The 26,265-nt window shown below is 67.5% G+C and carries 27 protein-coding genes and 1 pseudogene; 18 read left to right on the forward strand and 10 right to left on the reverse strand.

The features are described 5' to 3' along the window. Window positions 1-71 precede the first annotated feature (71 nt). Window positions 72-872, forward strand: coding sequence for a transporter substrate-binding domain-containing protein (locus AKI39_RS09790; RefSeq protein ID WP_066634984.1), 801 nt, complete (start codon window positions 72-74; stop codon window positions 870-872). A gap of 245 nt (window positions 873-1,117) precedes the next feature. Next, a complete protein-coding gene (yddG, locus tag AKI39_RS09795; RefSeq protein ID WP_066634987.1) occupies window positions 1,118-2,002 on the forward strand; it encodes an aromatic amino acid exporter YddG in 885 nt (294 codons plus the stop codon). A 53-nt stretch (window positions 2,003-2,055) separates the two neighbouring features. Here yddG and AKI39_RS09800 read toward each other — a convergent pair whose 3' ends face one another. The 3 genes from AKI39_RS09800 to AKI39_RS09810 all read right to left on the reverse strand — a co-directional run bounded on the left by AKI39_RS09800 (window position 2,056) and on the right by AKI39_RS09810 (window position 4,909). After that, complete coding sequence (locus AKI39_RS09800; protein WP_066634990.1) at window positions 2,056-2,901, reverse strand: aldo/keto reductase; 846 nt, start codon at window positions 2,899-2,901, stop codon at window positions 2,056-2,058. A 48-nt stretch (window positions 2,902-2,949) separates the two neighbouring features. Continuing rightward, the gene (locus tag AKI39_RS09805) at window positions 2,950-3,387 is read right to left on the reverse strand and encodes an I78 family peptidase inhibitor (RefSeq protein ID WP_066634993.1); all 438 of its coding nucleotides are present in this window, start codon (window positions 3,385-3,387) and stop codon (window positions 2,950-2,952) included. A 61-nt stretch (window positions 3,388-3,448) separates the two neighbouring features. Continuing rightward, on the reverse strand, window positions 3,449-4,909 hold the full coding sequence (locus AKI39_RS09810; protein WP_066634996.1) for an MFS transporter: 1,461 nt from the start codon (window positions 4,907-4,909) through the stop codon (window positions 3,449-3,451). Window positions 4,910-5,034: 125 nt separating this feature from the next. On the opposite strand from AKI39_RS09810, the gene AKI39_RS09815 reads away from it, so the two are divergent. Further along, on the forward strand, window positions 5,035-5,949 hold the full coding sequence (locus AKI39_RS09815) for a LysR family transcriptional regulator (protein ID WP_066634999.1): 915 nt from the start codon (window positions 5,035-5,037) through the stop codon (window positions 5,947-5,949). Window positions 5,950-6,116: 167 nt separating this feature from the next. Here the strand turns inward: AKI39_RS09815 and AKI39_RS09820 are convergent, their stop codons facing one another. The 4 genes from AKI39_RS09820 to AKI39_RS09830 are packed head-to-tail and all read right to left on the reverse strand — an operon-like array spanning window position 6,117 to window position 8,663. Then, window positions 6,117-6,539 (reverse strand): nuclear transport factor 2 family protein, encoded by a 423-nt coding sequence (locus tag AKI39_RS09820; RefSeq protein ID WP_066635001.1) that lies wholly within the window; start codon window positions 6,537-6,539, stop codon window positions 6,117-6,119. Further along, window positions 6,536-7,183: an MFS transporter gene (locus AKI39_RS26175; protein WP_338012429.1), complete on the reverse strand. Its 648-nt coding sequence runs from the start codon at window positions 7,181-7,183 to the stop codon at window positions 6,536-6,538. Before AKI39_RS26175 ends, AKI39_RS09820 begins: the two co-directional genes overlap by 4 nt. Continuing rightward, window positions 7,153-7,839, reverse strand: a complete 687-nt coding sequence (locus tag AKI39_RS26180; protein WP_158515167.1) for an MFS transporter — start codon at window positions 7,837-7,839, stop codon at window positions 7,153-7,155. Before AKI39_RS26180 ends, AKI39_RS26175 begins: the two co-directional genes overlap by 31 nt. Further along, window positions 7,821-8,663, reverse strand: a complete 843-nt coding sequence (locus AKI39_RS09830) for an alpha/beta fold hydrolase (protein WP_201258559.1) — start codon at window positions 8,661-8,663, stop codon at window positions 7,821-7,823. Before AKI39_RS09830 ends, AKI39_RS26180 begins: the two co-directional genes overlap by 19 nt. Window positions 8,664-8,844: 181 nt before the next feature. Here AKI39_RS09830 and AKI39_RS09835 point away from each other — a divergent pair, with 181 nt between their 5' ends. The 3 genes from AKI39_RS09835 to AKI39_RS09845 all read left to right on the forward strand — a co-directional run bounded on the left by AKI39_RS09835 (window position 8,845) and on the right by AKI39_RS09845 (window position 11,915). Then, window positions 8,845-9,774: a LysR family transcriptional regulator gene (locus AKI39_RS09835; protein WP_145925238.1), complete on the forward strand. Its 930-nt coding sequence runs from the start codon at window positions 8,845-8,847 to the stop codon at window positions 9,772-9,774. A 119-nt stretch (window positions 9,775-9,893) separates the two neighbouring features. After that, window positions 9,894-10,850, forward strand: coding sequence for an alpha/beta hydrolase (locus tag AKI39_RS09840; protein WP_083228743.1), 957 nt, complete (start codon window positions 9,894-9,896; stop codon window positions 10,848-10,850). A gap of 81 nt (window positions 10,851-10,931) precedes the next feature. Next, entirely contained in the window at window positions 10,932-11,915 is a 984-nt protein-coding gene (locus tag AKI39_RS09845) for a tripartite tricarboxylate transporter substrate binding protein (protein ID WP_066635007.1), read from the forward strand. A gap of 68 nt (window positions 11,916-11,983) precedes the next feature. Here AKI39_RS09845 and AKI39_RS09850 read toward each other — a convergent pair whose 3' ends face one another. After that, the gene (locus AKI39_RS09850; protein ID WP_066635010.1) at window positions 11,984-12,319 is read right to left on the reverse strand and encodes a thioredoxin family protein; all 336 of its coding nucleotides are present in this window, start codon (window positions 12,317-12,319) and stop codon (window positions 11,984-11,986) included. Between the two features lie 167 nt (window positions 12,320-12,486). On the opposite strand from AKI39_RS09850, the gene AKI39_RS09855 reads away from it, so the two are divergent. The 5 genes from AKI39_RS09855 to AKI39_RS09875 all read left to right on the forward strand — a co-directional run bounded on the left by AKI39_RS09855 (window position 12,487) and on the right by AKI39_RS09875 (window position 16,551). After that, window positions 12,487-12,780: a hypothetical protein gene (locus tag AKI39_RS09855; RefSeq protein WP_066635013.1), complete on the forward strand. Its 294-nt coding sequence runs from the start codon at window positions 12,487-12,489 to the stop codon at window positions 12,778-12,780. A gap of 97 nt (window positions 12,781-12,877) precedes the next feature. Next, complete coding sequence (locus AKI39_RS09860; RefSeq protein WP_066635016.1) at window positions 12,878-13,684, forward strand: DUF72 domain-containing protein; 807 nt, start codon at window positions 12,878-12,880, stop codon at window positions 13,682-13,684. Window positions 13,685-13,733: 49 nt separating this feature from the next. Then, entirely contained in the window at window positions 13,734-14,444 is a 711-nt protein-coding gene (locus tag AKI39_RS09865) for a GNAT family N-acetyltransferase (RefSeq protein ID WP_066635019.1), read from the forward strand. A 1-nt stretch (window position 14,445) separates the two neighbouring features. Further along, window positions 14,446-14,958 (forward strand): cupin domain-containing protein, encoded by a 513-nt coding sequence (locus AKI39_RS09870; RefSeq protein ID WP_235610784.1) that lies wholly within the window; start codon window positions 14,446-14,448, stop codon window positions 14,956-14,958. Between the two features lie 150 nt (window positions 14,959-15,108). After that, window positions 15,109-16,551 (forward strand): lytic murein transglycosylase, encoded by a 1,443-nt coding sequence (locus AKI39_RS09875; protein ID WP_083228745.1) that lies wholly within the window; start codon window positions 15,109-15,111, stop codon window positions 16,549-16,551. A gap of 106 nt (window positions 16,552-16,657) precedes the next feature. Here AKI39_RS09875 and AKI39_RS09880 read toward each other — a convergent pair whose 3' ends face one another. Continuing rightward, window positions 16,658-17,806, reverse strand: a complete 1,149-nt coding sequence (locus AKI39_RS09880) for a hypothetical protein (protein WP_443103395.1) — start codon at window positions 17,804-17,806, stop codon at window positions 16,658-16,660. A 194-nt stretch (window positions 17,807-18,000) separates the two neighbouring features. On the opposite strand from AKI39_RS09880, the gene mdtD reads away from it, so the two are divergent. Then, window positions 18,001-19,371, forward strand: a complete 1,371-nt coding sequence (gene mdtD, locus AKI39_RS09885; RefSeq protein WP_066635022.1) for a multidrug transporter subunit MdtD — start codon at window positions 18,001-18,003, stop codon at window positions 19,369-19,371. Window positions 19,372-19,475: 104 nt separating this feature from the next. Next, window positions 19,476-20,015, forward strand: a complete 540-nt coding sequence (locus tag AKI39_RS09890; RefSeq protein ID WP_076879684.1) for a hypothetical protein — start codon at window positions 19,476-19,478, stop codon at window positions 20,013-20,015. Between the two features lie 72 nt (window positions 20,016-20,087). Here AKI39_RS09890 and AKI39_RS09895 read toward each other — a convergent pair whose 3' ends face one another. Then, window positions 20,088-21,170: a flavodoxin family protein gene (locus tag AKI39_RS09895; RefSeq protein WP_066635027.1), complete on the reverse strand. Its 1,083-nt coding sequence runs from the start codon at window positions 21,168-21,170 to the stop codon at window positions 20,088-20,090. A gap of 188 nt (window positions 21,171-21,358) precedes the next feature. On the opposite strand from AKI39_RS09895, the gene AKI39_RS09900 reads away from it, so the two are divergent. From AKI39_RS09900 to AKI39_RS09920, 5 genes and pseudogenes are all read left to right on the forward strand, one after another. Next, a complete protein-coding gene (locus AKI39_RS09900) occupies window positions 21,359-22,471 on the forward strand; it encodes an extracellular catalytic domain type 1 short-chain-length polyhydroxyalkanoate depolymerase (protein WP_066635030.1) in 1,113 nt (370 codons plus the stop codon). A 198-nt stretch (window positions 22,472-22,669) separates the two neighbouring features. Further along, window positions 22,670-23,518: an HAD family hydrolase gene (locus tag AKI39_RS09905; RefSeq protein ID WP_066635031.1), complete on the forward strand. Its 849-nt coding sequence runs from the start codon at window positions 22,670-22,672 to the stop codon at window positions 23,516-23,518. A 13-nt stretch (window positions 23,519-23,531) separates the two neighbouring features. Further along, entirely contained in the window at window positions 23,532-24,020 is a 489-nt protein-coding gene (tadA, locus tag AKI39_RS09910; protein WP_066635033.1) for a tRNA adenosine(34) deaminase TadA, read from the forward strand. An 8-nt stretch (window positions 24,021-24,028) separates the two neighbouring features. Further along, window positions 24,029-24,934: pseudogene (locus AKI39_RS09915) on the forward strand (LD-carboxypeptidase); the annotation flags it as partial. Between the two features lie 89 nt (window positions 24,935-25,023). Next, window positions 25,024-26,256: a cation:proton antiporter domain-containing protein gene (locus tag AKI39_RS09920; RefSeq protein WP_076879685.1), complete on the forward strand. Its 1,233-nt coding sequence runs from the start codon at window positions 25,024-25,026 to the stop codon at window positions 26,254-26,256. The last annotated feature ends 9 nt before the right edge of the window (window positions 26,257-26,265 follow it).

The raw sequence follows: 26,265 nt of genomic DNA on the forward strand, positions 1-26,265 counted from the left end.
TTTTCATTCCAGCGGCCTCACCGCTGCCTTCCAACGCAGTTCCAACACCGCATATCAACGAGGAGACACACTTGAAAATCAACCAACTGTTCCTGCGCGGCTGCACCGCCGCGCTGCTGCTGGCCGGCGTCGCGCATGCAGCGGTCGCCGACGAGCTGGCCGACATCAAGAAGGCAGGCAAGATCCGCGTGGCCATCGCCATGGGCACGCCGCTGTACAGCTACGTGGACGAAAACCTCAAGCCCACCGGTTCGGACGTGGATACTGCGGCCCTGCTGGCCAAGGACCTGGGCGTGAAGCTGGAGATCGTGCAGGTCACCAACGCTGCCCGCGTGCCGACGCTGCAGGCCAAGCGCGCCGACCTAGTCGTGGCCGACCTGTCGATCACCCCCGAGCGCGCGAAGGTCGTCGACTTCTCCGTGCCGTATGCCGTGATCTCGTTGATCGTGGGGGCGCCCAAGGACATCAAGATCGCCGGTTATCCGGACCTGAACGGCAAGACCATCGGGCTGACTCGCGCGACGGTCAACGACAGCATCACCACGGAACTGGCCAAGGGCGCGGACATCAAGCGCTATGAGGATGACGCCACGCTCATCACTTCCATGGTGACCGGCCAGATCGATATCTTCTCCAGCACGCCGTCCAACCTGGCCGAAATCCAGAAGCGCGCGCCGCAGCGCAACGTCGAAATGAAGTTCGCCCAGAAGGAGTTCGACCTGGGCATCGCCCTGCAGCAGGGCCAGCCCGCGCTGAAGGACTGGGTCAACAACTGGGTGCGCGAAAACCTGAAGAACGGCAAGCTGAACGCCATCTACAAGAAATATCACGGCCGCGATCTGCCCGCGCGTATCACGCAAGCGCAGGGCTGATGCGAGTTTGAGCGCGTCGGGCCCTTCGTGACGCGACCGCGTCATCGGGCCTGGCGGCGATCGATGCAACCGGCGTCCCGCGCGCAGGCATGGCCTGGGCGCCGGTGCCGGTTTTTCGTTATGCTGGGCGGCTTTGATGCAGCGGCTATGACAGGAGCGCGGGTGCCTTGCGGCGATGCTGGGCACGCGGTCGCGCCGAACGAGGACCATGCAGCGATGGAGCACGGGGTGATGCAGTGTCTACGATGACGGGATCCCATGCGGGCGCGGCCAGCGCGGCCCGCGCGACAAGCATAGGCGTGATCGCCATCCTGCTGTGGGCGGCGCTGGCCCTGCTGACGGTGCGGGCCGGCGGCCTGCCGCCGTTCCAGCTGCTGGCCCTGAGTTTCGGCGTGGCTTTCGTGGGCGGCGTCTGCGCGCTGCTGCCGCGCGGACGCGCCGCGCTGGCCGAGATGCGCCAGCCCCTGCGCCCCTGGCTGCTGAGCGTCGGCGGCATCTTTTGCTATCACGCGCTGTATTTCTTCGCGCTCTCGCACGCGCCGGCCGCGCAGGCCAGCTTGATCGCCTATTTGTGGCCCTTGTTCATCGTGCTGTTTTCCGCGCTGGCGCCGGGCGGCCATTTGCATCCCCGCCATGTCGTGGGCGCGGTGCTGGGGCTGGCGGGCACGGCGCTGATCGCACTCGATCGCAGCGGCGCGGCCGACGCGGCATGGCCGGTCGCGGGCATCGCCGCCGCCTTCGGCTGTGCGCTGATCTGGTCGGGATACTCGGTGCTGAACCGGCGTTACGCCAGTGCGCCCAGCAGCATGATGGTGGGCGTATGTGGACTGGTTGCGCTGGCAGGCGCCGCCTGCCACGCCCTGCTGGAAACCACCGTGCCCGTCAGCGGCGCCCAGTGGGGCGCGATCCTGCTGCTGGGGCTGGGGCCGACGGGGCTTGCCTTCCTGGCCTGGGACTACGCCACCAAGCATGGGCATCTGGCCTTGCTGGGCCCCTTGTCCTATCTGGCGCCCTTGCTGTCGACGCTGCTGCTTGTCCTGACCGGCGAAACGCCCGCGACCCTGTCACTGCTGATGGCGGCCTTGCTGATCATCGGCGGTTCGGTGGTGGCCACCTTCGCGCGCCGCTAGCGTCGTCCGTCACGGCGGGCGGCTGCGGGGCCGGGCGCCTTCCTTGACAGGCCCTAGATCATCTCCAGCGGCCGTTTCCGCCCGGGCGGCGGGAAGGCCTGGTCCAGTTCGGCCAGGTCCTGGTCCGTCAGCGTAACCCCCAGGCAAGCCAGGTTCTGCTTCAGGTGTTCGCGCGATGCCGTCTTTGGGATCGCGATCACGCCGGGCTCGCGCAACACCCACGCCAGGGCGGCCGCCGCCGCGCTGATGCCATGGCGTTCGCCCACCCGCTTCAGCGTGGGATCGTGCAGCAGGCGCCCCTGCTCGATGGGGGAGTAGGCCATGACCGGCATCCCACGCGAGCGGCACCACGGCAGCAGATCGAACTCGATGCCGCGACGGCCAAGGTTGTACAGCACCTGGTCGGTCTGCGCCCGCTCGCCGCCGGGCAGGGCGGTCAATTCCTTCATCTCCTCGCCGTCCAGGTTGCTGACGCCCCAGCGGGCGATCTTGCCCTGGCTGACCAGCTCCTCGAAGGCCGCCACGGTGTCGGCCAGGGGGTGCGGCCCACGCCAGTGCAGCAGGTACAGGTCGATGCGGTCCACGCCCAGGCGCCGCAGGCTCGCCTCGCAGGCACGCGCGACGCCATGCCGGGAGGCATTGCCGGGCAGGACCTTGCTGACCAGGAATATGCGGTCGCGCCGTCCCTGGATGGCGCGGCCGACGATTTCCTCCGCGCCGCCATTGGCATACATTTCCGCGGTGTCGATCAGCGTCAGGCCGGCGTCGATGCCGGCCTGCAGCGAACGGATTTCAACTTGGGCGCGCGCCGAGGATTCGCCCATGGACCAGGTCCCCTGGCCCAGGGCCGGGACGGTCTGCCCATCGGGGAAAGCGATGCTGGGGGGCTTGCGGGTCATGGCGGGCTCCTCCGTTGGCCGCCGCGGATCCCGGGCCGCGGCGGATGGTCAGCCGCAGCGCAGGGCAGTCAGCGCGCCCTGTTGGTCCAGGATCAGGTTGATACGCTGCGGGTCGTATTCCATGGTCATGACTTCGCCAGGCTTCAGCACACGGGTCTTGCTGGAGGAAGACGCCTGCTTGATCTGGCTTTCCACCGAGCTGGTCAGCTTGGTGCCGATCATGTTCTGCACGGGCTGGGCATCGCAGCCGCGGCTGGCCGCATAGGACGGGGTGTAGCCGCCGCCGCCATACCCCCCGCCGTAGCTTCCACCTGCGCTGTCGCCGGAGGCCCCGTAGCTTTCCGTGCTGCTCGAGCTGTCCGTGGTACCGGCCGAAGGCGTGGAGGATGTCGTGCCGTCCGTGCCGGTCGATGATGCCTGCCGGCCGGTGTTGGCGCAGGCAGCGAGACTGGCGACGAGAACGAGCGGGATGAGCTTGCGGATCATGCGTACCCCTATAACAGCGTTGATATTGCGTACAAGCGTCCTTGCGGGAAGGACCGGTACATCATAGTTCAGTGCGAACGGCTTGGGTTCGCGGCGCGGGCGCGTCCTCCACCCCCAGCGGCGTGGCGATCTCTTCCAGCGGCTTGCGTTCCGCGTCCACGCCGTGGCGCAGGGCCAGCAGGCCGGCCGCGATGACCAGCAGCGCGGCGAACGCGTAGCCGTAACCGACGGCGTTGCGGTTGCCGCTTTCGATCAGCGTGCCGAACAGCACGGGTCCGACAAAGCCGCCGGCGCCCGTACCGATGGCATAAAAGACGGAAATCGCCAGGGCGCGGGTTTCCAGCGGAAAGACTTCGCTGACCGTCAGGTACGCCGAGCTGGCCGCGGCCGACGCCAGGAAGAACACCGCCGACCAGCACAGCGCCAGTGTGCCCGCCCCCAGGTGGCCCGCCATGAAGGCCCATCCCGTCAGCGCCAGCGCGACCCCGGCCGAGACATAGGTCAACGCGATCATGCGGCGGCGGCCCACGTGGTCGAACAGCGGGCCCAGCAGCAGCGGCCCCAGCACATTGCCCGCGGCGAACGGAAAAATATACAGGGCCACGCGGTCTGCCGGTACGTGCATGAAGCGCGTCAGCACAAGCGAATAGGTAAAGAAGATTGCGTTGTAGAAGAACGCCTGCGAGATCATCATCGACAGCGCCACCACGCTGCGCTTGCGATAGCGCCGCGTCAGTACGTGCGCTACCTCGCGCAGGGTGGGCGCGGCCCGGCGGCCGAACGTCACGCTGGCGGCCACCGGCGCCAGGCCGCCCTCCCGCGCGATGACCTCGGCTTCGATCGCTTCGATGATGCGCAGGGCTTGCGCCTCGCGCCCGTGAGACAGCAGCCAGCGCGGGCTTTCCGGCACATCGCGCCGCACCAGCAGGATGGCCAGGGCCAGCACCGCGCCCAGGGCGAAGCCCGCCCGCCAGCCGTATTCCGGACCGAGCACGCGCGCGTCGAGCAGGAACAGGCTGACCGCCGCACCCAGTGCCGCACCGACCCAGAAGCTGCCATTGATGGCCAGGCTGACGCGGCCACGCACCCGCGCCGGAATCAATTCATCGATGGCCGAGTTGATGGCGGCGTATTCGCCGCCGATGCCCAGCCCCGTGGCGAAGCGGCAGATCGCAAAGAACACGAAATTCGTGGAGAAGGCCGTCAGCAGCGTGGCAGCCATGTACAGCGCCAGCGTCATCAAGAACAGCCTCTTGCGGCCGAGGCGGTCGGCCAGGCGACCGAAGACCAGGGCACCCACCACCGCCCCGGCGATATACAGCGAACCGGACCAGCCCACCTGGACGGCGTCCAGCCCTAGGGTATCCGGACGTTCCAGCACGCTGCCCAGCGAGCCGACCAGCGTGACTTCCAGCCCGTCCAGCACCCAGGCGACGCCCAGCGCCACGACGACGCGCGTATGCCAGCGGGACCAGGGCAGGCGGTCCAGCCGGGCGGGAATGTCGCTGCGGATGACGCTCATGAAGGAGGACGGCAGGAAGAATGATTTTCCCGAGTGTGATGGCGGGCGACCTTGCGCGGGCGTGTCAAAATCCTTGTGACGGATACCAATGGAGACACGCCGCGGCGCCGCGGCGCAGACACCCGATGCTAGACCTGAATGAGTTTCTGACCTTTTCGGTGATCGCGGAGGAGAAAAGCTTTTCCCGCGCGGCGGAAAAGCTGGGTATCTCCAAGGCGCTGGCCAGCAAGCACGTGGCCGACCTGGAACATGCGCTGGGGGTCAAGTTGCTGCATCGGACCACCCGCAAGATCGGACTGACCACGGCCGGCGCGCTGTTCTACGAGCGCTGCCGCCAGCTGGTGGCGCACGCGGAAGACGCGCGTCACGAGATCGAACAATTCCGCAGTTCCCCCGGCGGCCTCATACGCGTCAGTTCGGCCATGGCCTTCGGGCGGCGCCATCTGGTACCGGCCATCACCCGTTTCCTGGAGCAGTATCCCGATATTTCCGTCGACCTGGACCTGAGCCAGCAGTTTCCCGACCTGATCACCGCCGGCGCCGACGTGGTGATACGCCAGGCCGATGAGCCCTTGCTGGTGTCCCTGGTGGCGCGTCGGCTGGCGCCGGTGCGCTGGGTGGCTTGCGCCAGTCCCGCGTATCTGGCGCGGCGTGGTGCACCGCGCACGCCGGCCGACCTGGTCGAACACAACTGCCTGGTGTATTTCGTCAACAGCAAGGGGGAATGGTCGTTCACGGATGAGGCGGGCGTGCAGGCGGTGCGTCCCAAGGGCAACTTCAAGGCCAATAGCGCCGACGCGGTGCTGCATGCCGCGCTGGGCAATCTGGGGATCGGGGTCGTGCCCACCTTTGCGGCCGGCGACGCGCTGCGCAGCGGCCAGCTGGTGCGCGTGTTGCCGGAATACCGGCTGCCGGAACGCGCGCTGTACGCCGCCTATCTGCCCAACCCCACCATGGCCCAGAGTACACGGCTGTTCGTCGGTTTCCTGGGTGATTACTTCGGCGACCAACCCTACTGGGACCGCGACCTGGCGCCGTGACAGCGGCGCGCCCGCCCGTGGTGGTGCCGCGACAGCGACACTTTTCATAACAAATAACGGCGCGGGCGAAGCGCGCCGTGATGGCGGATGCGCGGTTCAGGCCGCGCTGGTTCCGAGCGGTTCAGGCGCGCTGGTTCCGGATAGCGGTTCGGGCCGCTTTAGCCGGATCAGCGGTTCAAGCCGCTTTCGCCCGCGATGTCGTGAAAAAGCTCGCGCTGCTCGAATCGCCACCGGCCATCGAGCCGTACGACACGGTCGCGATAGGTTCCGGCCACGGCGATGGCCGGCCCACCCGGCGCATCGCGCACGACCAGGAAATTGGACCGCACGCCGGCGCTGTCGCCGTCCACGTCGATGATGATGTTGGTGGTGAAGTGCTTGCGCCGCGTCCCCGGCCCCGGCGCGGGCACCAGTTGGCGCATGAAGGAAGCGATGCCGTCCGGGCCCTGCGCCCGGCCGTTGCGCGATATCCACTGGCCCGTCGGCGTGAACAGCCGGCCCAGCTCGGCAAGCTCGTATCCATCCAGCCGGAAGCAGTAGTCCGCCAGGAGCTCCCGGATCGCGTCCTTGGCGTGCAGGATGTCGTTCATGGGCGCATCTCCTCCAGGATGGGCCGCCCGCGCGGCATGTCTTCCGGCGCGATCGGCGCGCGCGTCATCGTCAGTACCACGGTGGCCCCTACCAGCAACAGGACGCCCGCCACCACGAAGGCGGCGTCGTAGCTGCCCGTGCCGGCTATCACGTAGGCGGTCGCGATCGGCGCGATCACGCCGAACAGGTTGCCGCCCGTGACCAGGAAGCCATGTGCCTTGCCGGTATTGGCGGCATTGCGCAACAGGTCGTTGGTCAGCGTGATGTTCAGGCCCACGGCGCTGCCGATGCAGCTGAGCGAGATGGAAAGCAGCGCGATGATGGTCGCGGTGTCGTGAACCCAGCGGATCGTCACCATGACGGCCGAGCACAACATCATGACCGCCACCTGGTTGCGGCGCGCGCCGGACTGCACCGGCTTGCCGCGCATGAGGCGGTCGCTGAGCCAGCCGATGAAGATCGTGCCGGGTACCGCGAAAGCATAGGGTACCGCCGTGAACATGCCGGTTTTCAGGACGCTCAGGCCGCGCGTCGTCTGCAGATACGAGGGCAGCCAGGTGAGGAAAAAGTACACGGTATAGACCGCGCAGCCCTGGGTAATCGCCACGCCCCTCAGGCTGCGGCACCGCAGCAGCGCGGACAGGGGCGCGCCGTGCCGGGCGTCGCGGCGCCGCCGCGCTCGGCCAGAATTTTGGCGCGCTCGGCTTCGCCGATGAAACGGGCCTGCTCGGGCTGGCGAAACCAGATCAGCCACGCCAGCAGCCAGACGAAGCCCACGGCGCCGGCCACATAGAATCCGCCGCGCCAGCCCAGTTCGCTGACGACATAGCCCATGGTGACCAGGCCCAGGGCCGGGCCCGCGTAGCCGCCGCAATTGAAGACCACCGTGGCCAGCCCGCGTTCGCCCGCGGGCATCCATTCGCGTATGGTGCGGCCGCCGGCCGGGTAGGTGGCGCCTTCGCCGAAGCCCATGGCCAGGCGCGACGCGAACAGCGATGCAAAGCTCCAACTCGCACCGGTTGCCAGCGTGGCGAGCGACCATATCGCCATGCCGGCCGCCGTCGAACGCCGGGTACCGTATTTGTCGACCCACATGCCCCAGGGCAGGACGGCCACCAGGTAGGTCCACAGGAAGGCCGAGAACAGATAGCCCAGCTGGACGGTCGACAAGTGGAAGGCGGCGGCCACCGGCTGCGCGGCGACGGACAATACGATGCGGTCGATGTAGTTGATCGAGCAGCCCGTGAAAAGCAGCAGGTAGATCCAGATCCGGCCGCGCGTCATGCCTTGTTGTTGCATTGCTCGTCTCCCCATGAAAGCGTGGCGCCGTGTGCCGCGATCGCCTGGGCGAGCGCGGTGGGCGCCTGCACGGCCATCAGGTGGCCGCTGTCGATTTCCGTGTACCGCGCCCCCGGGATGGCGTCCGCGATACGGCGCGCGTAGGCGGGCGGGCGCAGCACGTCGTGGCGGCCCGCGACGACCAGGACCGGGCAGCGCAGATCGGCCAGCCGCCCATCCAGCTCGGCATGGGCCAGCGCCTGGTTGGCGTGCGCGTAGCCAACGGGATCGCAGCCGAGGAAACGCGCGCGATACGCATCGAAGGCAGCCGCATCGCGCCGGATGCCAGGCGGATAGGAGTTGGCGAGCGATGCATCCGCCACGGCGCGCATGCCCTGATCGACGGCCATGCGCGAACGTTCGTCCAGGTAGGCACGCCGTTGCGGATCCGCGCCCAGCGCGGGCGGGCAAAGCACCAGTCCCGCCACGCGGTCGGGGTGCCGCAAGGCATAGGAAACGACGATGGCCGCGCCGGCCGCCGCGCCCACCAGCAGGCAGGGCAGCGGCACGCCGGCCGCGGCGAGCACCGCTCCAAGGTCGCGCGCCTGGTCATCCAGCGTGCAGGGCGTGCGGGGTTTTTCGGCCAGGCCGTGACCACGCTGGTCGTAGCGCAGGACGCGCCACTGCGATTCCAGCGGGTTCGCCACCTTGTCCCAGCTGTCCAGGCTGCCGCCCAGCTCGTGCACGAGCACGATGGCGCGCCCGCCATGGCCGCTGTCGCGCCGGCAAAGCATGACGCCCGAGGCGTCGTCCCATGCCATGTCGCGATGGTTGGTCTCCTTCATGCTGTCTCGCTTTCGCCGGGCGCCTGGCCCGTTCTTGTTGTCGATCTCGATATCTGGCGCACCTTAGCAGCCGGCGGGGACCGTTGACAAAGACCGAGTCGCGATGGAAAGCTATGCCGTCCCGGCATGGGTGCGTGCCGGTCCATCCACCTGACGGGAGACAGTCATCGACCTGCGCGAATTGCGCTACTTCGCCCATGTCGCGCGCGCCGGGAGTTTCAGCCGCGCCGCCCAGGAGCTCTATATCGCCCAACCCGCGCTCAGCCGCCAGATACGCAAGCTGGAGGAAGAGCTGGGCGTCGCGCTGCTGGCGCGGCACGGGCGCGGCGTGCGGCTGACGGGCGCCGGCGCCCGCCTGCTGGAACGCGCTGAGATGATTGCCGACTTCGTGCGGCAGACGGAGGATCACGTACGCCAGGAAGGGGATGCGCTATCCGGGCACGTCGCGCTGGGGCTGCCGACCGGCGTGGCCATGATGGTCGGCCGCCGTGTCATCGAGGCATTCCGCGCGCGCTGGCCGCAGGTGTCCTTGCATGTGCGAGAAGGCCTGAGCACTTCGCTGCAGGAATGGGTGTTGAACGGGCGGGTGGACCTGGCCGTGCTACACAATCCGCCCCCGCTGGACCGCCTGGACGTCGAACCGGTCATCGCGGAGCCCATGGTGCTGGTCGCGCCGCCGGACGCGGGATTGCCCGGGGCGCCCGGCCGTGCCCGCCGGCTGGCCGATGTGCAGGCGCTGCCCTTGATCCTGCCCGGCTTGCCGCACGCGAACCGCCGGCTGATCGAACAGAGCGCCGTGCAAAGCGGCCTGCGCCTGCGCGTCATCATGGAAATCGACAGCCTGGCCTTGACGCGGGACCTGGTGGCGGGCGGGCTCGGCTATTCCATCCTGACCTATGCGGCGGTGCAGGACGACGCCGCGGCGGGCAGGGTGGCCGCGTATCCGATCGAGCGGCCCGCCATCCCGTCCATCGTGGCCATCGCCGCATTGCGCGAGAGCCGCGCGGTGCGTGCCACCCAAGCCATGCGCTCGGTGCTGCGCGCGGCCTTGCGCGATCACGTGACCTCGGGGGCGTGGCGCGGCAATGCCGCATGGCTGGGCGACGGCTGAGCGGTGAACAATGCCGCGCGCGATTCGTGAACAATCTTTTCACGGATCGCTGTTGAATCGGGCGGGCCACGCGTTCACCATGTTTTCCTCTGTACGTGACTTTTTAATAGGAAGACAGCATGGCTCAAGCAGCAACCTCCCAGGACCCGTCGCTGAAAGGAACGGGCGCCGTGACCTGGCAGGGAGGCCAGGAACACTGGACGCAGCGCGACGGCGACGTCAAGCTTTTCCTCTGGCACAAGCCGGCCGCCGCGGGCGTGCCGCATGCCGGCACGGTACTCTTCGTGCATGGCTCGTCGATGGCATCGCAGCCCACCTTCGACCTGAGCGTGCCGGGCCGGCCCGATTCCTCCGTCATGGACTGGTTCGCAGCGCGCGGCTTCGATACCTGGTGCATGGACAACGAAGGCTATGGCCGTTCCAGCAAGCACCGGCCGATCAACTTCGACATCCCCAACGGCGCGCAGGACCTGGCCGCCGGCAGCGAATACATCCTGCAGCGCGCCAAGGATGAGAAGCTGATGGTCTACGGTATTTCATCCGGCGCCCTGAAGGCGGCGCTGTTCGCCCAGCAGCATCCGGAGCGCGTCGCCCGCGTGGCGCTGGACGCGTTCGTGTGGACAGGCGAAGGCAGCCCCACGCTGGCGCAACGCAAGCTGAAGCTGGCGGAATTCCTGGCCAAGAACCGTCGCCCCATTGACCGCGCTTTCGTCGAAAGCATTTTCTCCCGCGACCATCCCGGCTGCGCCGACGCGGCAACGGTTTCCGCCTTCGCCGACGCCATCCTGTCGCTGGACAGCTCCATGCCCACCGGCACCTATGTCGACATGTGCAGCAAGCTGCCCCTGGTGGATCCGGAAAAGCTGCAGGTCCCGGCCATCGTCATGCGGGGCGAATACGACGGCATCGCGTCCTTCGACGACCTGGCCGAATTCTTCAAGCGCCTGCCCAATACCTTCAAGCAGTTCACCGTGATGCAGGGCATATCGCACGCGAGCTTCCAGCAGAAAAACTACAAGATGGTCTATCACATCCTGCACGCCTTCTTCACGCAGCCGGACCCCGTGTATCGCTGACAGCGTAGCGCCCAGGCGGCGCGATGCGCGAGCCCGGCTCACCGGGCCGCGTCTTCCGTGAATAAAAGGGAGGAGACTACGATGCGACATCGATTTGCAGGCATCATGGCGGCGCTCGCCTTGTGCGCGACGGCGATGACCGGCGCATGGGCCCAAGGCGACGCGGCCAACTACCCCAGCGCCCCGATCAAGCTGGTGGTGCCCTTCGCGCCCGGCGGTTTCACGGACGTCGTGGCGCGCATGCTGGCGGAAAAGCTCAGCCCCGAGCTGGGGCAGCCGGTCGTGGTGGAAAACCGCATGGGCGCGGGCTCGACCATCGGCACGGATTTCGTCGCGAAGTCGGCGCCGGACGGCTATACCCTGGTGCTTATTTCCACCACGCACGTCATTGGCCCGTGGCTGTACAAGAAGCTGCCCTATGACGCGATCAAAAGCTTCGCGCCCATCACCAAGCTGGTGGACAGTCCCTATGTGCTGGTGGTCAATCCCAAGGTGCCGGTCAAGACAGTCGGAGAGCTGATCGCGCTGGCCAAGGCCAAGCCCGGGCGCCTGGACTACGCGTCGTCGGGCAATGGCAGCAGCCAGCATCTCGCGGCCGCGCTGTTCGCCACCATGGCCGATATCAAGATCAACCACGTCCCGTACCGCGGCAGCGGCCAGGCGCTGACCGACATCATCGGCGGCCAGGTCTCGATGGGTTTCCTGGGCGTGACGGCGGCCTTGCCCCAGATCACCGCGGGACGCCTGCGAGCGCTGGCGGTGACGACGCGCCAGCGCTCGGCCGACCTGCCCGATGTGCCGACGCTGGACGAGGCTGGCGTGAAAGGCTACGAGGCCAATATCTGGCTGGGGCTGTTGGCGCCGGCCGGCACGCCCAAGCCTATCCTGGACAAGCTGCACGACGCCACGGCCAAGGTGATGCAGGGACCGGAAGCCGCCAAGGCGCTGGCGACGGCCGGACTGACGCTGAGCCTCAGCAGCGAAAGCGAATTCGAATCGTTGCTGAAGTCGGAGTCGGCCAAGTGGGGCAAGGTCGTGCAGGATACGGGGGCGACGGTCAACTGATACGCGCTTGTCCCCGCTGCCATGCAGGGCAGCCGCGATGGTGACTGCGTGGTGTCCCGCGAGTCGCGCTAGGGCAGGATCCCGGGATAGCCATCCAGCGCCAGGCTGATCTGCTGGCGGATGTCCCATTCCTGCAAGCGGGCCTGCACCGGGCCATAGAAGGCCCCATCGCGGACCACGAACATCGTGGGCAGGAAGAAAACCTCGTAGCGTTGCACCAGCCCGCCGTTCTCCCCGGCATCCACCCAGCACACGCGCTGCACCGGCAAATCCATGCCGGGCAGTTGTTCGCGCGCCAGCCGGCAGTCGGCGCAGGTGCGGCTGTGAAACACCACCAGCGACAGGCCGGCCGCATCCAGCAGGAAGCGGTCGGCCGTGCCGTCGTTCAGTTCGATCTGTTCCATTGCAATCCCATGGCCGGGCAAGCGAATAGCGGGCATCTTAGCGCGGCCCGGCGCCGCGCCTGCCGCAAAACCACGACGCCCGCGGTGCCGGCGATGCCGGCGGGGCCCCGCCATCGTGCCGGCCGGACTGGTTAAGATACGCCGAACCGGCATCCTTCAGAGGCGATATGCAATCGAAAGGCTTCTTTGAATCCCTGGGCAATATCCTGGGCGAAATCATCCGATCCATCGTCGGCGTCCTGCGCTACGTGCTGGGCGGCATCGGCCGGGCGATCAGCCAGTTTTCCGAAGGCTTGGCCCATGCCATGGGCATGAGCCCCAACCTGTTCAATTTCGCCGTGCTTATCCTGGGCGTGCTCCTGCTGATCGCGGCGATACGCGCGCTGCTGCGGCGGTCGATACTGGGATTCCTGTTCTGGGCCATACTGGCCGTGCTGGTATTGGGCGCCTTGATCGGCTAGGGTGGGGAATGCGCCGCCCCACCGGGCGGCGGCCACAAGGGCTTCGCCGCCCACCGGGACGGCTGTCCAGGCAGACATCGACATCGGGAGCAAGCACATGGCGGAAGGTCGTATACGCACGGGGATAGGCGGCTGGACATACGAGCCGTGGCGCAAGACCTTCTATCCCGAGGATTTGCCGCACAGCCGCGAACTGGAATACGCCAGCCGGCAGGTCACGGCCATCGAGGTGAACGGCACCTACTACAGCACCCAGAAGCCGGCGTCCTTCGCGCGCTGGCGCGACGAGACGCCCGACGATTTCATGTTCGCGCTGAAAGCGACGCGCTACGCCACCAACCGCCGGGTACTGGCCGAAGCGGGGGAATCCGTGCAGCGCTTCATCGGCAGCGGGATCAGCGAGCTGGGCGACAAGCTGGGCCCCATCCTGTGGCAGTTCGCGCCGACCAAGGCTTTCGACGCGGCGGATTTCGAGGCCTTCCTGGCGCTGCTGCCGGACCGCGTCGATGGCCGAAGCCTGCGCCACGTGATGGACGTGCGGCACGACAGCTTCATGGATGCCGCGTATCTGAAGCTGGCGCGCAAATACAAGGTGGCCACCGTCTACACCGACTCGGAGAAGTACCCATCCTTCGCCGACCTGACCGGCGATTTCGCCTATGCGCGGCTGATGCGGTCCAGTCCGGACCATCGTACCGGCTACGCGCCCAAGGCCTTGCAGGCGTGGGCCGAGCGCGCCCATGCCTGGGCGGCCGGCGGGCAGCCCGACGACCTTCCCCGCGTCGACGCCGCGACGGCCAAGGCGCGCGCCAAGGGCAGGGACGTCTTCATTTTCTTCATCAACGGGCACAAGGAGAATGCGCCCGCCGCGGCGCAGGCGCTGCTGGAAAAATTGGCGAAGTAACTCAAAAGGCCCCGGTAAAACCGGCCCGAAGCTCGACATCCGAACCATCATGACCCGCACCAACGAATACGGACAACCCATCGGCGACGCATTGCCCGGATGGACCGCGCGCCAGCGTCCTCCCGCCACGCCCATGCAGGGGCGCTTTTGCCGCATCGAGCCCCTGGATCCCGCCCGCCATGCCGCGGACCTTTTCCACGCCTACAGCCAGGCGCCGGACGGGCGGTTGTGGACCTATCTTTCCACCGAACCCTTTACCGATGCCGCGGCGTTCGATGCCTACATGGCCAAGGCCGCGGCCGGCACCGATCCGATGCACCACGTCATCGTCGATCTGGCTTCGGGCAAGGCCATCGGGACGGCCGCGCTGATGCGCATCGATCCCGCCAACGGCGTGATCGAAGTCGGGCATGTCAGTTATTCGCCCCTGTTGCAGCAGACCGCCCACGCCACCGAGGCGCAGTACCTCTTCATGAAGCGCGTCTTCGACGAACTGGGTTATCGCCGTTTCGAGTGGAAGTGCGACAGCCTGAACGAACCCTCACGCAAGGCGGCGATCCGCTACGGCTTCACCTTCGAAGGGATATTCCGCCAGGCCATCGTCTACAAGGGGCGCACCCGCGACACCGCGTGGTACGCCATGATCGACGGCGAATGGCCCGCCTTGCGCGACGGCTACGAAGCATGGCTGGCGCCAGGGAATTTCGATGCGCAAGGCCGCCAGCGGCGCACCTTGGCCTCGTGCATGGGCCGGCGCTGACATGGACGCCGATCGCATGGAAGCGGCGCGCCTGATCGACCGACTGGCCCTGCGGCCGCACCCCGAAGGCGGGTATTACCGCGAGACCTATCGCGCGGAAGAAGTCGTGCATCGTCCGGCGCGGGCGGTCGACCGGTCCGCATGCACGGCGATCTATTACCTGCTCAGCGGCGATGCCTTTTCCGCCTGGCACCGCATTCGTTCGGATGAAATCTGGCACTTCTATGCCGGCGGGCCATTGCTGGTGCATGTGCTGGATGGGCAGGGCGGCTTGATGACGCATCGGCTGGGCAATGCCGTCCAGGACGCGGATTGCGTGTTCCAGGCCGTCGTGCCGGCCGGCTGCTGGTTCGCTGCCGAGCGCGTCCGCGCGGACCGCTACACGCTGGCCGGCTGCACGGTCGCGCCGGGTTTCGAATTCAGCGAATTCGAACTCGCCGATGCGCAGCGGCTGGCCGCGGCATATCCCGCGCACAAGGCCCTGGTGGAGAAGCTGGCGCCACGCGCGCCTTGATCGGTGGGGCGGTCTTCCGCGCGTTCATGGCGCCGTCATTCGTGGCGAAGCGCATGGATGCCGGTGGGCCGTCCTTCGGCGCCAGGGCCGCCATGATGGCACGCGTTACCATACCCGGGTCTTCCGCATTCCCTCCGTGCCGATATCGATATGCCCACGCATCGCTCGACCCGTTCGTCCTCCAGGTTCCGTTTCCCTCTTTCGTCCCGCCGGGCGCCGCGCTGGCTGCCGGTGGCCATACTCGTCGGCGCCGGCATCGCGGGGTGTGCGCGGCCCGGGACCAGCGCGTCCGCGCAGGACATGACGCCCGGCGTCGCCGCCCCGCAGCCGCAGACGGCCCCGGCCGGCGCCGCGGCGCCGGCGTATGTGCCCATGGCACGCCCGATGTCGTCCACCGCCGGCACGCCGGACGAGCAGGACCGCGACCCCGCCCAGTGCTTGGCGACCTTGCGCGCATCCGCTCCGGCCAACGGCATCAGCGTGGCGGACTTCGACCGCTACACCCAGGACACGCGACTGCTGGCCGTCACCGTGGCGGCGGCCAAGGCACAGCCCGAAGGCCAGGAGACCTGGTGGGACTACATCGCCAAGACCGTGGACGACCAGCGCGTGGCCGATGGCAGGACCGTCCTGGCCAAATCGCACGATGCGCTGGCCGCGATCGATGATCGCTACCAGATCGACAGCGAGCCCTTGGTGGCGATCTTCGGCATCGAGACGAACTACGGTTCGCAGCTGGGCAAGGTGGACGTGCTCAATGCGTGGCTGACCCGCGCCTGCACCGAGCAAAAGCCCTTGTGGGTGAAGAACGTGTATGCGTCGGTGCGGCTGCTGCGCGACGGCACCGTCACGCGCGACCGCTTCATCGGCTCGTGGAGCGGGGCGTTCGGCATGACGCAATTCATCCCGACGTCCTTCTACGAATTGGCCGCCGACGGCGACGGCGACGGCCGGATCGACTTGTATGGTTCGCTGCCCGATGCGCTGGCGTCCACGGCGAATCACCTGCTCAAGCGCAAGGCGACCTGGACGCGCGGCATGCCGGCCGTCATCGAGGTGCGCCTGCCCGCGTCGATGGCCGCGACGCTGCCCCCGTCGCCCGATAACGAAATCATGAACCGCGACGACCGCCGTCCACTGTCGCTATGGAGCGATGCGGGCGTGACACGCGCGGACGGAACGCCGCTGTCCGCCGTTCCGATGTCGCTGCCCTGGGAGTCCGTGCAGGCCTATCTGTTCGCGCCCACGGGGTCGCAAGGGCCGGCCTTTCTTGCGACGCGCAATTTCGATGCGATCCTGCACTACAACCAATCGCACAAGTATGCGCTGGCGGTCAGCCTGCTGACCAACCGGCTGAAGGGCGGCCCCGGACTCATCGCGGCCTGGCCGACGGACGACCCGGGGTTGTCGCGCGCGCAGATCAAGGAACTACAGGGCCTGCTGGCCGCGCGCGGCCATGACATCGGCACGCCGGACGGCATCCCCGGCAGCAAGACGCGCCAGGCCGTGGCCGAGGAACAGCAGCGCTTGGGCCTGCCCCAGGACGGCCGCGTAGGCTACAAGGTCTACAGCGCGCTGCAAAACAGCCGATAAGCGGGTACGCGATGGCGGCGCGGGTCGCAAGCACTGCCGCGCTGAAGCGCGCAGCGCCGCACCGCACCGCACGGCACCGCATCGCACGGCGTCGCGGCGCGCCAGGCTATAGCGCCGGCAGCACCAGGTCCGTGGTGCCCGGACGCACCCAGCGCACGCATTCGCGCGTGGTGTCGATGCAGCCGCCATCGATATACACGCCGCGCGGCTCGCGCAGCCGCACCATCTGCGTGAGGATGCGATCGATTTCCGCGGGGTCCGCCATCGACGCCCGCACGCGCGGCTCCACCCGCGTTTCATCCACCCGCAGCACTCCCTCGGCGTCGGTGTACACGCCGTCGCGCCAGTGGTAGATCTCCACGCACTTGGCGGTCAGGCTGAAGGGGCGTTGGTGGTTCCAGAAATTATTGAACATGCCGCCCCCCAGGTAGAAAATCCAGGAGCCTTCGAAGCCTTCGACGTTGGAGGAACGCTCGTCCGGATTGCGAAACCACAGGCGGTCGCCGGGCACGTAGAAGCGAGGCGGCAGCGGGTCTTCCATCGAACCGTATTCGCGCAGGAACACGTCGTGGAACAGGCCCGACATGATGGCGCGCTGTTCCCAGTGATGCTGCAGTTGCGCCAGCAGGGCGGGATTGCTGACGACAAGCTCCTGCGCGATGCCCAGCAGCGTGACGTATTCCGTCGCGCGATAGCACGAAAAGGAATACCGCTTGCCGGAGGCTTCCGGCTGCGTCGCCTTGATCAGCCCCTCGATCAACGATTTGCCGGGCAGGATCGTAAAGCCGCGGCTTTCGTCGTAGGTCCAGTAATCCTCGGGGCGTTCCGCATGCTCGGTATCGAAAGCCAGTTCGGTTCGGCTGGCGGCATGCACGATGTTCAGCTTGATGCGCACGGCCGAGACGAACTCGTCCAGGCTGGGATAGCGAAAGGACACCGGCGCGGCCAGCATGGCCAGCACGATCTCGCGCTCCAGGTTGCGCGCGGCATCCGGGAAGCGCGCGGCCAGCGCGTCGGCCAGGCGGGTGGTGTCGTGATCGGGCGTCCAGGCCTCGGCCGCAGCGTCCGCCAGGCGAAAGCCCGACACCGGCCCGTCGTCATCGTGCCACGCCTCGGTGGCGACGAGCTCGACCAGCCCGAGCTCGGATAGATAAGCGGTCATGCGGCGGGCGGCGTCGCCATGATCCACGGCGTTGCCGAATACTTGCACGCCGATCGCGCGGGGATGCGTGGAAAACGGAATAACTCGATTCAACAAGGGCCTCCCTCGGCCGTCGCGCCAATGCGCGGTGCTGACGAATGACTGAATGAATATGCCGTGAAAAGCCCGGGTTGCAGGGCCTGCTTCCGGCGGATTTCGCGATCATAGGCGATCGGCCTATGATTGCCGGCGTCCGGGCGCGCGAGGCGCCGCGCGCGTCGCGGCCGCTCCGCCCATAGAGAGGGGAAATGAAGGAAAGTTCGTCACACCGGGGCATGTTGTGGGTGGTCGCCGCGGGGTTCTTCATGCAATCGCTGGATGCCACGATCGTCAATACCGCCTTGCCGGCCATGGCGGACAGCCTGCATGAACTGCCGCTGGCGATGCGGCCGGTGATCGTGGCGTATTCGCTGTCGATGGCGATGCTGACGCCGGCATCCGGCTGGCTGGCCGACCGCTTCGGCACCCGCCGCGTCTACTTCACGTCCATCCTGATCTTCGTGCTGGGTTCGCTGTTCTGCGCCATGGCCGCGAACCTGCCGCAGTTGGTAATCGCCCGCGTCGTACAGGGCGTGGGCGGATCGATGCTGCTACCCATAGGGCGCCTGTCCGTTCTGCGCAGCGTGCGGGGCGAGGCCTACATCGCGGCGCTCGCGCTGATTTCCATCGCGGGACAAGTCGGCCCCATGATCGGCCCCATGACGGGCGGCTGGCTGGTGCAGGTGTTCAGCTGGCATTGGATCTTCCTGATCAACATCCCCATCGGCATCGTCGGCCTGATCGCCGTGCGCCGATACCTGCCACCCGAACCCGTTGCCTCGACGCCGTCCTTCGATTTCATCGGCTTCACGCTGCTGTCGACATGCATGGTGGCGTTCTCCCTGGGCATGGAGGGCACGGACGGTTCCGGCCGCGCGGTGTACACCGCCGGCCTCATGGCGCTGAGCGTGCTCACGGTGACGGCCTATATCGCCCATGCGCGGCGGCGGCCGCGTCCGCTGTTCAGGCTGGGACTGTTTCGCGACGAGACCTTCAGCACCGGGCTGGTGGGCAACCTGGTGTCGCGCATCGGCAGCAGCGGCGTCGCCTTCCTGCTGCCCTTGCTGCTGCAATTGCAGCTGGGCTACGAACCCCTTTACGCGGGAATGATGATTTTCCCCACCGCGCTGGCGGCGCTGATCACCAAGCGCTGGGTGGCCCCGCTGGTACGGCGCCATGGCTATGAAACCTTTCTCTCGGTGAATACCGTGGTGGTGGGCGTGTCCATCATGTCGTTCGCCCTGATCGCGCCCGGATGGCCGCTGGCGCTGCAGATCGCGCAATTGGCGATTTTCGGCGGGGCGAATTCCATGCAGTTCGCGGCAATGAACAGCGTCACGCTCAAGGGCCTGAGCGTGGAGGACGCCGCCAGCGGCAACAGCCTGTTCTCCATGGTGCAGATGCTGGCGCTGAGCCTGGGCGTGAGCCTGAGCGGCGGCCTGGTGGGCTTGTTCTCCCAGGGCGCCCACGCGGACGCCTGGGGATTCCGCTGGACCTTCATCTGCGTGGGCGGCGTCACGCTGCTGTCGACCCTGATTTTCAGGCGCCTGGACGTCGACACGGTGCGCGGCCGTGCGTGAGCGTTTATGCTCATCCGTGGGCACGGCGCTTGCTGGACCATAGCTTTGACGAACGCGCCGCCCCAGGGCGGCCATCGACTGGGAGGTCAAGCATGACGCATCGAATGAAATTGTCGGCAATCGGATTGGCATTCTGCGCCGCGGGCGTAATGGGCGCCGCGGCGCCGGCATGGTCTGCGTCCGGCACGGACGCGCAGTACCGCGAAGACGTGGCGCGCTGCAAGAGCGGCGCCAGCGGGCAGGACCAGGCGGCTTGCCTGCGCGAAGCGGGCGCCTCGTTGGTCGAGCGCCGCCGCAATGGCCTTACCGCGCCTGCCGATGCCCAAAGCAACGCCATGGCGCGCTGCAACGCCCTGCCGGCGGACCAGCGCCAGGACTGCATGGCCCAGATGTCCGGGCAGGGCAGTACCTCGGTGCAGGGCAGTGTGACCGGCGGCGGCGTGCTGCGCGAAACGGTCATCCCCGTGCCCGCGGGTACGCCGGGGAGCACGCCGGCCGGGACCGGGCAGCCGGGTTATACCCAGCCCGGCTACACGCAACCGGGCTACTCGCAGCCCGCCACGCCGGTGGCCCCGCCGCCCGCCATGCCGCCTGGCGGCTACGGCACGCCGGCACCTTATGGTGGCCAGATGCCGCGCCAGTAAACAGGCGAGTACGCGGCATGGCAAAACGGCCCGCTTGAACGCGGGCCGTTTTGCATACCGGCCGCATCGGCGCTATTTCGGACGTGGGTTCTTCAATTTTTCGTCCGGCGGTACCAGGCGCCCCTCGCGTTGCTGCCGCACCGCGGCGGCGACGGCGCGCGCCACGTTTCGCACTTCTTCCTGCACGGCGCTGTCCCCGTCCAGTTCATCGTGGCTGGTGGCATAGGGTTGGTAGTAGCCGATATAACGGTCCAGCCGCGCCTTGGCGCCTGCATCGATCAGCCCCATCCAGTCCAGCCAGTCGCTCAACGCGCGCCGCACGCCCTCGATGCCTGCGACGTCGCCATGGACGACAAGGCCATAGACGCGTCCGGCCAGGTGCTTGGGATAAGGCCAGCCCGCGAGCTCCAGGGCCTTGGCCTTGGCGGCGTCCTTGCCGGAAGTGGAGGACGGATCGGGATTGCCGCCGTCCGCGCACACCAGCCGGTCGATCATCAGCTTCAAGGGGCTGGGCGACTGATACCAGTACGTGGGGGCCAGCAGGATCACCGCGTGGGCGCGAACCCACTGTTCATAGACGTCATTCATGCAATCGTTGACTTGTCCCAGCGCGTGGTTGGGATAGCAGCTGCAGGGCCAGTGGCACAGCGGCATGGCGGTCGACACGCAACCCTTGCAGGGATAGATCATGCGTTCGTATTCCGAGGTCAGGCGGCTCAGGTCCAATATGTCGGTTTCCATGCCCGCGCCGTCCAGTTCGGTCTTGGCGATGTTCGTCAACCGCCAGGTCTTGGACATCTCGCCAGGACAACTGCCGTCGTTGCGCGATGCGCCGGCAATCAGCAGCACCCGGGACGGCGTGCCTGGGTCGGCCTGTACGCGCGCCGCTTCGCGCAGGCGATGCGCCGCGGCTTTCCATTCCACCGACAGGTCGTAGCCCGGATCGGCCGCGCCGGGGCCCGCTTTCTCCGTGATGGGTGCCTTGCGGCCGTCGCGATAGGCATCCCATGCGATCGCCTCCAGGCGGTCTATCGCTGCCTGTTCGGGCCGGAAGGCCGGATCATGAAAGCGGCGCATGAAACGCTGCCGGAATTGCTCCCGGGACAGCTTGTCGGGCGCTTGGCCCTTGCGTACCTGGACGGGAAAAGAGCGCATGGCGAGCCTCGGTGACGGATGACGCCGGGCGGTTGCAAGTGCTGTACCAGACGGCCGCGATGAGCAGGGCAAAACGGGGCCCAGGATGCCGGCGCCCGGGCCGTGAGGCCGTGGCTCCCCGGCGGGTTGCTGCAATGCAGCATAAAGGGTTTAATGCAAGGCATAGTGATCCCCGCAGGCATATCGCGATGCGTAGCAAGTTGTCCACGCTGTTCTTTTCCACCGCGCGCAAGGTGGCACGCCTGCAACGGACGGCGTGGCGGCTGGGCATGCCCGGGCTGTTCGATGAAAGGGCGCCGCAGCGCGCGCGCCGCCCTCCCGCCAAGTCCCCCGCGACGCGCAAGCCCGCGGCTGCCGACGCGGCGCCGGAGTTCGATGCCGCCGATTTCGCCGGCGTCTGGAAGTCGCGCGTCTACCGCACCCCTGCCGTGCCGGGCGCCTGGCCGGTGCGCCTTTCCTACTTCGTCTATGTTCCCCCGAAGCTGCGCAAGGGGTGCCCCATGCTGGTCATGCTGCATGGCTGTGAACAGAGCGCCATGGATTTCGCCGTGGGCACGCGCATGCATCGCCTGGCCGATCGCGAAGGCCTGTTGCTGGTTTATCCGCAGCAGTCGCTGCGCGGCCAGCGGCATCGCTGCTGGCACTGGTACCAGCCCGATGCGGCACATGGCTATGCCGAGGCGGATGCGATCGCGGGCATCGCCAGCGCCGCGGCGCTGGACTATCGCGCCGATCCCACCCGCGTCTACATCGCGGGCCTGTCCGCGGGGGCCAGCATGGCCGCGTTGGCGGCGCTGCGCCATCCCCATATCTTCGCCGCCCTGGCGATGCATTCCGGCGCGGTGCTGGGCAGCGCGCGCAGCGCCGCCGACGGCCTGCGCACCATGCGGCACGGCGCCTCTCTGCCACCGGACGCGGCCCTGGCGCCGCTGCTGGGGGACCGCGCCGGCTTTCCGGGCATGCCGGCCATCATCCTGCAGGGCGGCCGCGATGCGGTCGTGGACCGGCGCAACGGCGTCCACCTTCTGGCGCAACTCGCGTGGGCCAACGGCCTGGACGCGGACGCCGCCGGTCCCCAGCAGGAAGAGGGCGAGGGCACGGTGCGCCACTATCGGCGCACCGACGTACCCGCGGGGCGCGGCACCGTGGTGAGCTTGTGCGAAGTGCCGGAGCTGGGACATGCCTGGAGCGGCGGCGATGGCCGGGTGCGCTTTCACGCCCGCCAGGGGCCGGATGCTTCGCGCTTGATATGGCGGTTCCTCAAGACGCGCCGTCGCGTGGCGCAAGCCGAGACCCGCTGACGAGACCGCACGATCCGAGGCGGCGCCTGGGCACGCGTGGCGTGTCTACCTTTGCCTGCCTTCCCGCTTTGGCGGGCCCGTGGCCCCGTGCTCGCACGCGATGCCCGGCGCCCGTTGAAAACCACGGCCCCGCCGCAAGCTGCGGCCGCCAGGTGAAATCAGGCAAAATGGCGGCTATTCCCCGGCCGCGCTTTTTCCATGTCCGACGTCATTGCCCTGATCTTCGATTTCGACGATACGCTAGCGCCCGACAGCACGTCGGGCTTCCTGGCGAGCATCGGCGTGGACACGGCCAGCTTCTGGAAAGAACAGGTGGATCCGCTGCTGTTTCAGCAGGACTGGGATCCGGTGCCCGCTTACCTGTATCGCATGATCCAGCTCTCGCGCGACGGTTCGCATGGCCTGGTCACGCGCGAGCGCCTGCAGGACTGGGGCAGGCGGCTGCCTCTGCATGACGGCGTGACGACGGTATTCCAGCGGCTGCGCGACGCCGTGCGCGAGGCCCAGCCGCAGGTATCCCTGGAGTTCTACCTGATTTCCAGCGGCATCGGCGACGTCGTGCGCGCCACGCCCATCGCCCGCGAATTCACGGAAATATGGGCCTCGGAATTCATCTACGGCCAGGACGGCGGCATCGAGTTCCCGCGCCGGCTGGTCAGCTTCACCGACAAGACGCGCTATCTCTTTCATATCCAGAAGGGCATCGTGGGCAGGGAGTTCCGCAACAAGCCCTTCGAGGTCAATCGCAAGGTGCCCGAAGACCGCTTGCGCGTGCCTTTCGACCAGATGGTGTTCGTGGGCGACGGCTATACCGATATCCCGTGCTTTTCGCTGATCCGCGGCGCGGGCGGCATCGCCTTCGGCGTATGGGATCCGCGGCATCGCGACAAGCGCAGCCGCGCCTGGGGGTTCATCGAGGAAGGCCGCGTGTCCAACCTGAACCACGCCCGCTACGACGAAAACGCCGAGCTCTATCAATTGCTGGAAGAGGCGGTCACCAGCCTGGCCCATCGCATCGCCTTGAAGTCCCGGGTGTACCGTGGTTGAAACGGCCTCGGCCATGCCGGCCGCCGAACAGGCGGCGTTCGACACGGCCATGATGCAGCTGGCGCTGGACCAGGCCCGGCAAGCCTGGCGTGTGGGCGAGGTGCCGGTGGGCGCGGTGGTCGTGGACGCGCAGGGCCAGGTGCTGGGTGCCGGCTACAACCGCACGATCATCGATGCCGACCCCACGGCGCATGCCGAAATCGTCGCCTTGCGGGCGGCTGCCCGGCGCCTGTCCAACTATCGCCTGCCGGGCCTGACGCTCTACGTCACGCTGGAACCGTGCGTCATGTGCATGGGCGCGATGCTGCATGCCCGGCTGGCCCGCGTATGTTACGGCGCCAGCGACCCCAAGACCGGTGCCTGCGGCAGCGTGCTGGATGTCGGCGCCGTGGCGCAACTCAATCACCATACGTCGTTTCATGGCGGCGTCCTGGCGGAACCCTGCGGCGAGGTGCTGCGACAGTTCTTCCGGGCACGCCGCACCAAGGAAAATCCTCAATGAGCAAGCAAGGCATCTATCTGTTTTCACCGTCGTCCGCCGTGCAGGACCCCGCGACCCTGGAGCGCGCGCGCCAGCGGCTGGAGGCCGAAGGCTTCAAGACGGCGATCGACCGCGCCGCGGCCTCGGTGCACCAGCGCTTTGCCGGCACGGACGCCCAGCGCCTGAAGGCCCTCTCGCGCGCACTGAAGCAGAAGCAGCCCATCGTGATGGCCACGCGCGGCGGGTATGGCCTGGGCCGCTTGCTGCCCATGATCGACTGGAAGGCGGTGGCCGACAGCGGCAAGCGCTTCGTCGGCCACAGCGATTTCACCGCCTTCAACCTGGCCCTGCTGGCGCAGACGGGGGAAGTGAGCTACAGCGGCGCGACGGCCGTCGCCGATTTCGGCGGCGCACAGGTGGACGAGCTGACGGCGGCCCTGTTCGGCGAACTGATGCGCGGCGAACTCGAGATCCTCAGCTTCGAAACCCCGGATGCGGATCCCGTGGACTGCCGCGGCATCTTGTGGGGCGGCACGCTGGCCATGGTGGCATCGCTGGTGGGCACGCCCTACATGCCGAAGATCAAGGGCGGCATCCTGTTCCTGGAAGACGTCGGCGAACATCCCTACCGCGTCGAGCGCATGCTGACGCAGCTGTGGCAGGCGGGCATCCTGCAAAGGCAGAAAGCCATCCTGCTGGGCCACTTCAGCAACTACCGCCTGGCGGCGCATGATGCCGGCTTCGATATGCCGGCCGTGCTCGCCTGGCTGCGCAAGACCGTGAAGGTACCGGTGCTGACGGGCCTGCCCTATGGCCATATCGCGTCCAAGGCCACGCTGCCGGTCGGCAAGAAAGTGGGCGTGGCCACGGAGCCCGGAATGGTGCACCTGGTGCTGGACGAACACGATCACCTGCATGACCACGCCCCCCTCTGAGGGCGTGATATCCTCGCCGGGTCGACTGCGTTCAGCAATTGTTCAGAATGGCGCCGCGCGGCGCCGTCACCCGATTCCCTGGAGCCTGCATGCCTCATTCCACACCGCTTATTACGACGATCGTGGGCGGTCTGGTATTGGCGTTCATTCTTGCCTCCATCGCGGTTCGGCTGAAGCTGCCGCCGCTCGTCGGCTACCTATGCGCGGGAATCGTGTGCGGGCCTTATACGCCGGGCTTCACCGCCGACAGCGGCCTGGCCCATGAGCTGGCCGAACTCGGCGTCATCCTGTTGATGTTCGGCGTGGGCCTGCATTTCTCGCTGCGGGACCTGCTGTCGGTCAAGCACATCGCCGTGCCGGGGGCGATCGTCCAGATCGCCGTCGCCACCGCGATGGGACTGGGCCTGTCCTCCATGATGGGGTGGAACATGGGGGCGGGGCTGCTGTTCGGCCTGGCCTTGTCCGTGGCCAGTACCGTCGTCCTGATCAAGGCCATGGAGGACCGCAATCTGGTCGATACCAGCGAAGGCCGCATCGCCGTCGGGTGGCTGATCGTCGAAGACCTGGCCATGGTCGCCGCGCTGGTGCTGATCCCGGCGCTGTCGGGCGCGCTGGGCGGCCGCGCAGCCGAAAGCGGCGGTGCATCGCTGTGGGCCATCCTGGGCTTGACCGGCGTCAAGGTGGCCGCCTTCGTCGCCGTCATGCTGGTGATCGGACGGCGCATCATTCCGTGGCTGCTGGAGCGCGTCGTCCATACCGGTAACCGCGAACTGTTCCGGCTAGCGGTCCTGGCCTGCGCGCTGGGCATCGCCTACGGGGCCACCGCGCTGTTCGGCGTGTCGTTCGCGCTGGGCGCCTTCTTCGCCGGCATGGTGATGGCCGAATCGGAATTCAGCCAGCGCGCCGCTGACGAATCGCTGCCCATGCGGGATGCGTTTTCGGTGCTGTTCTTCGTGTCGGTGGGGATGCTGTTCGATCCGCTGGTGCTCCTGCGCGACCCGTGGGGCGTGCTGGGCACCTTCCTGATCATCCTGGTCGGCAAGTCGATCGCTGCCTATCTGATCGTCCGCGCCTTCCGCCATCCCCAGCTGACGGCCCTGACCATCTCCGCCAGCCTGGCGCAGATCGGCGAGTTCTCCTTCATCCTGGCGGGCCTTGGGGTTACGCAGGAAATCCTGCCCAAGGCAGGGCAGGACCTGATCCTCGCCGGGGCCATCCTGTCCATCCTGGTCAATCCGCTGTTGTTCAATGCGCTGGACCGCTACCGCGTCAATCTGGAGCGGGGCCGCCTACGGCCGGAAGAGCCGGATCCGGGCGTGTAGGCAGGACAG

The sequence above is a fragment of the Bordetella sp. H567 genome (genome assembly GCF_001704295.1).
GTDB lineage: Bacteria > Pseudomonadota > Gammaproteobacteria > Burkholderiales > Burkholderiaceae_B > Bordetella_C.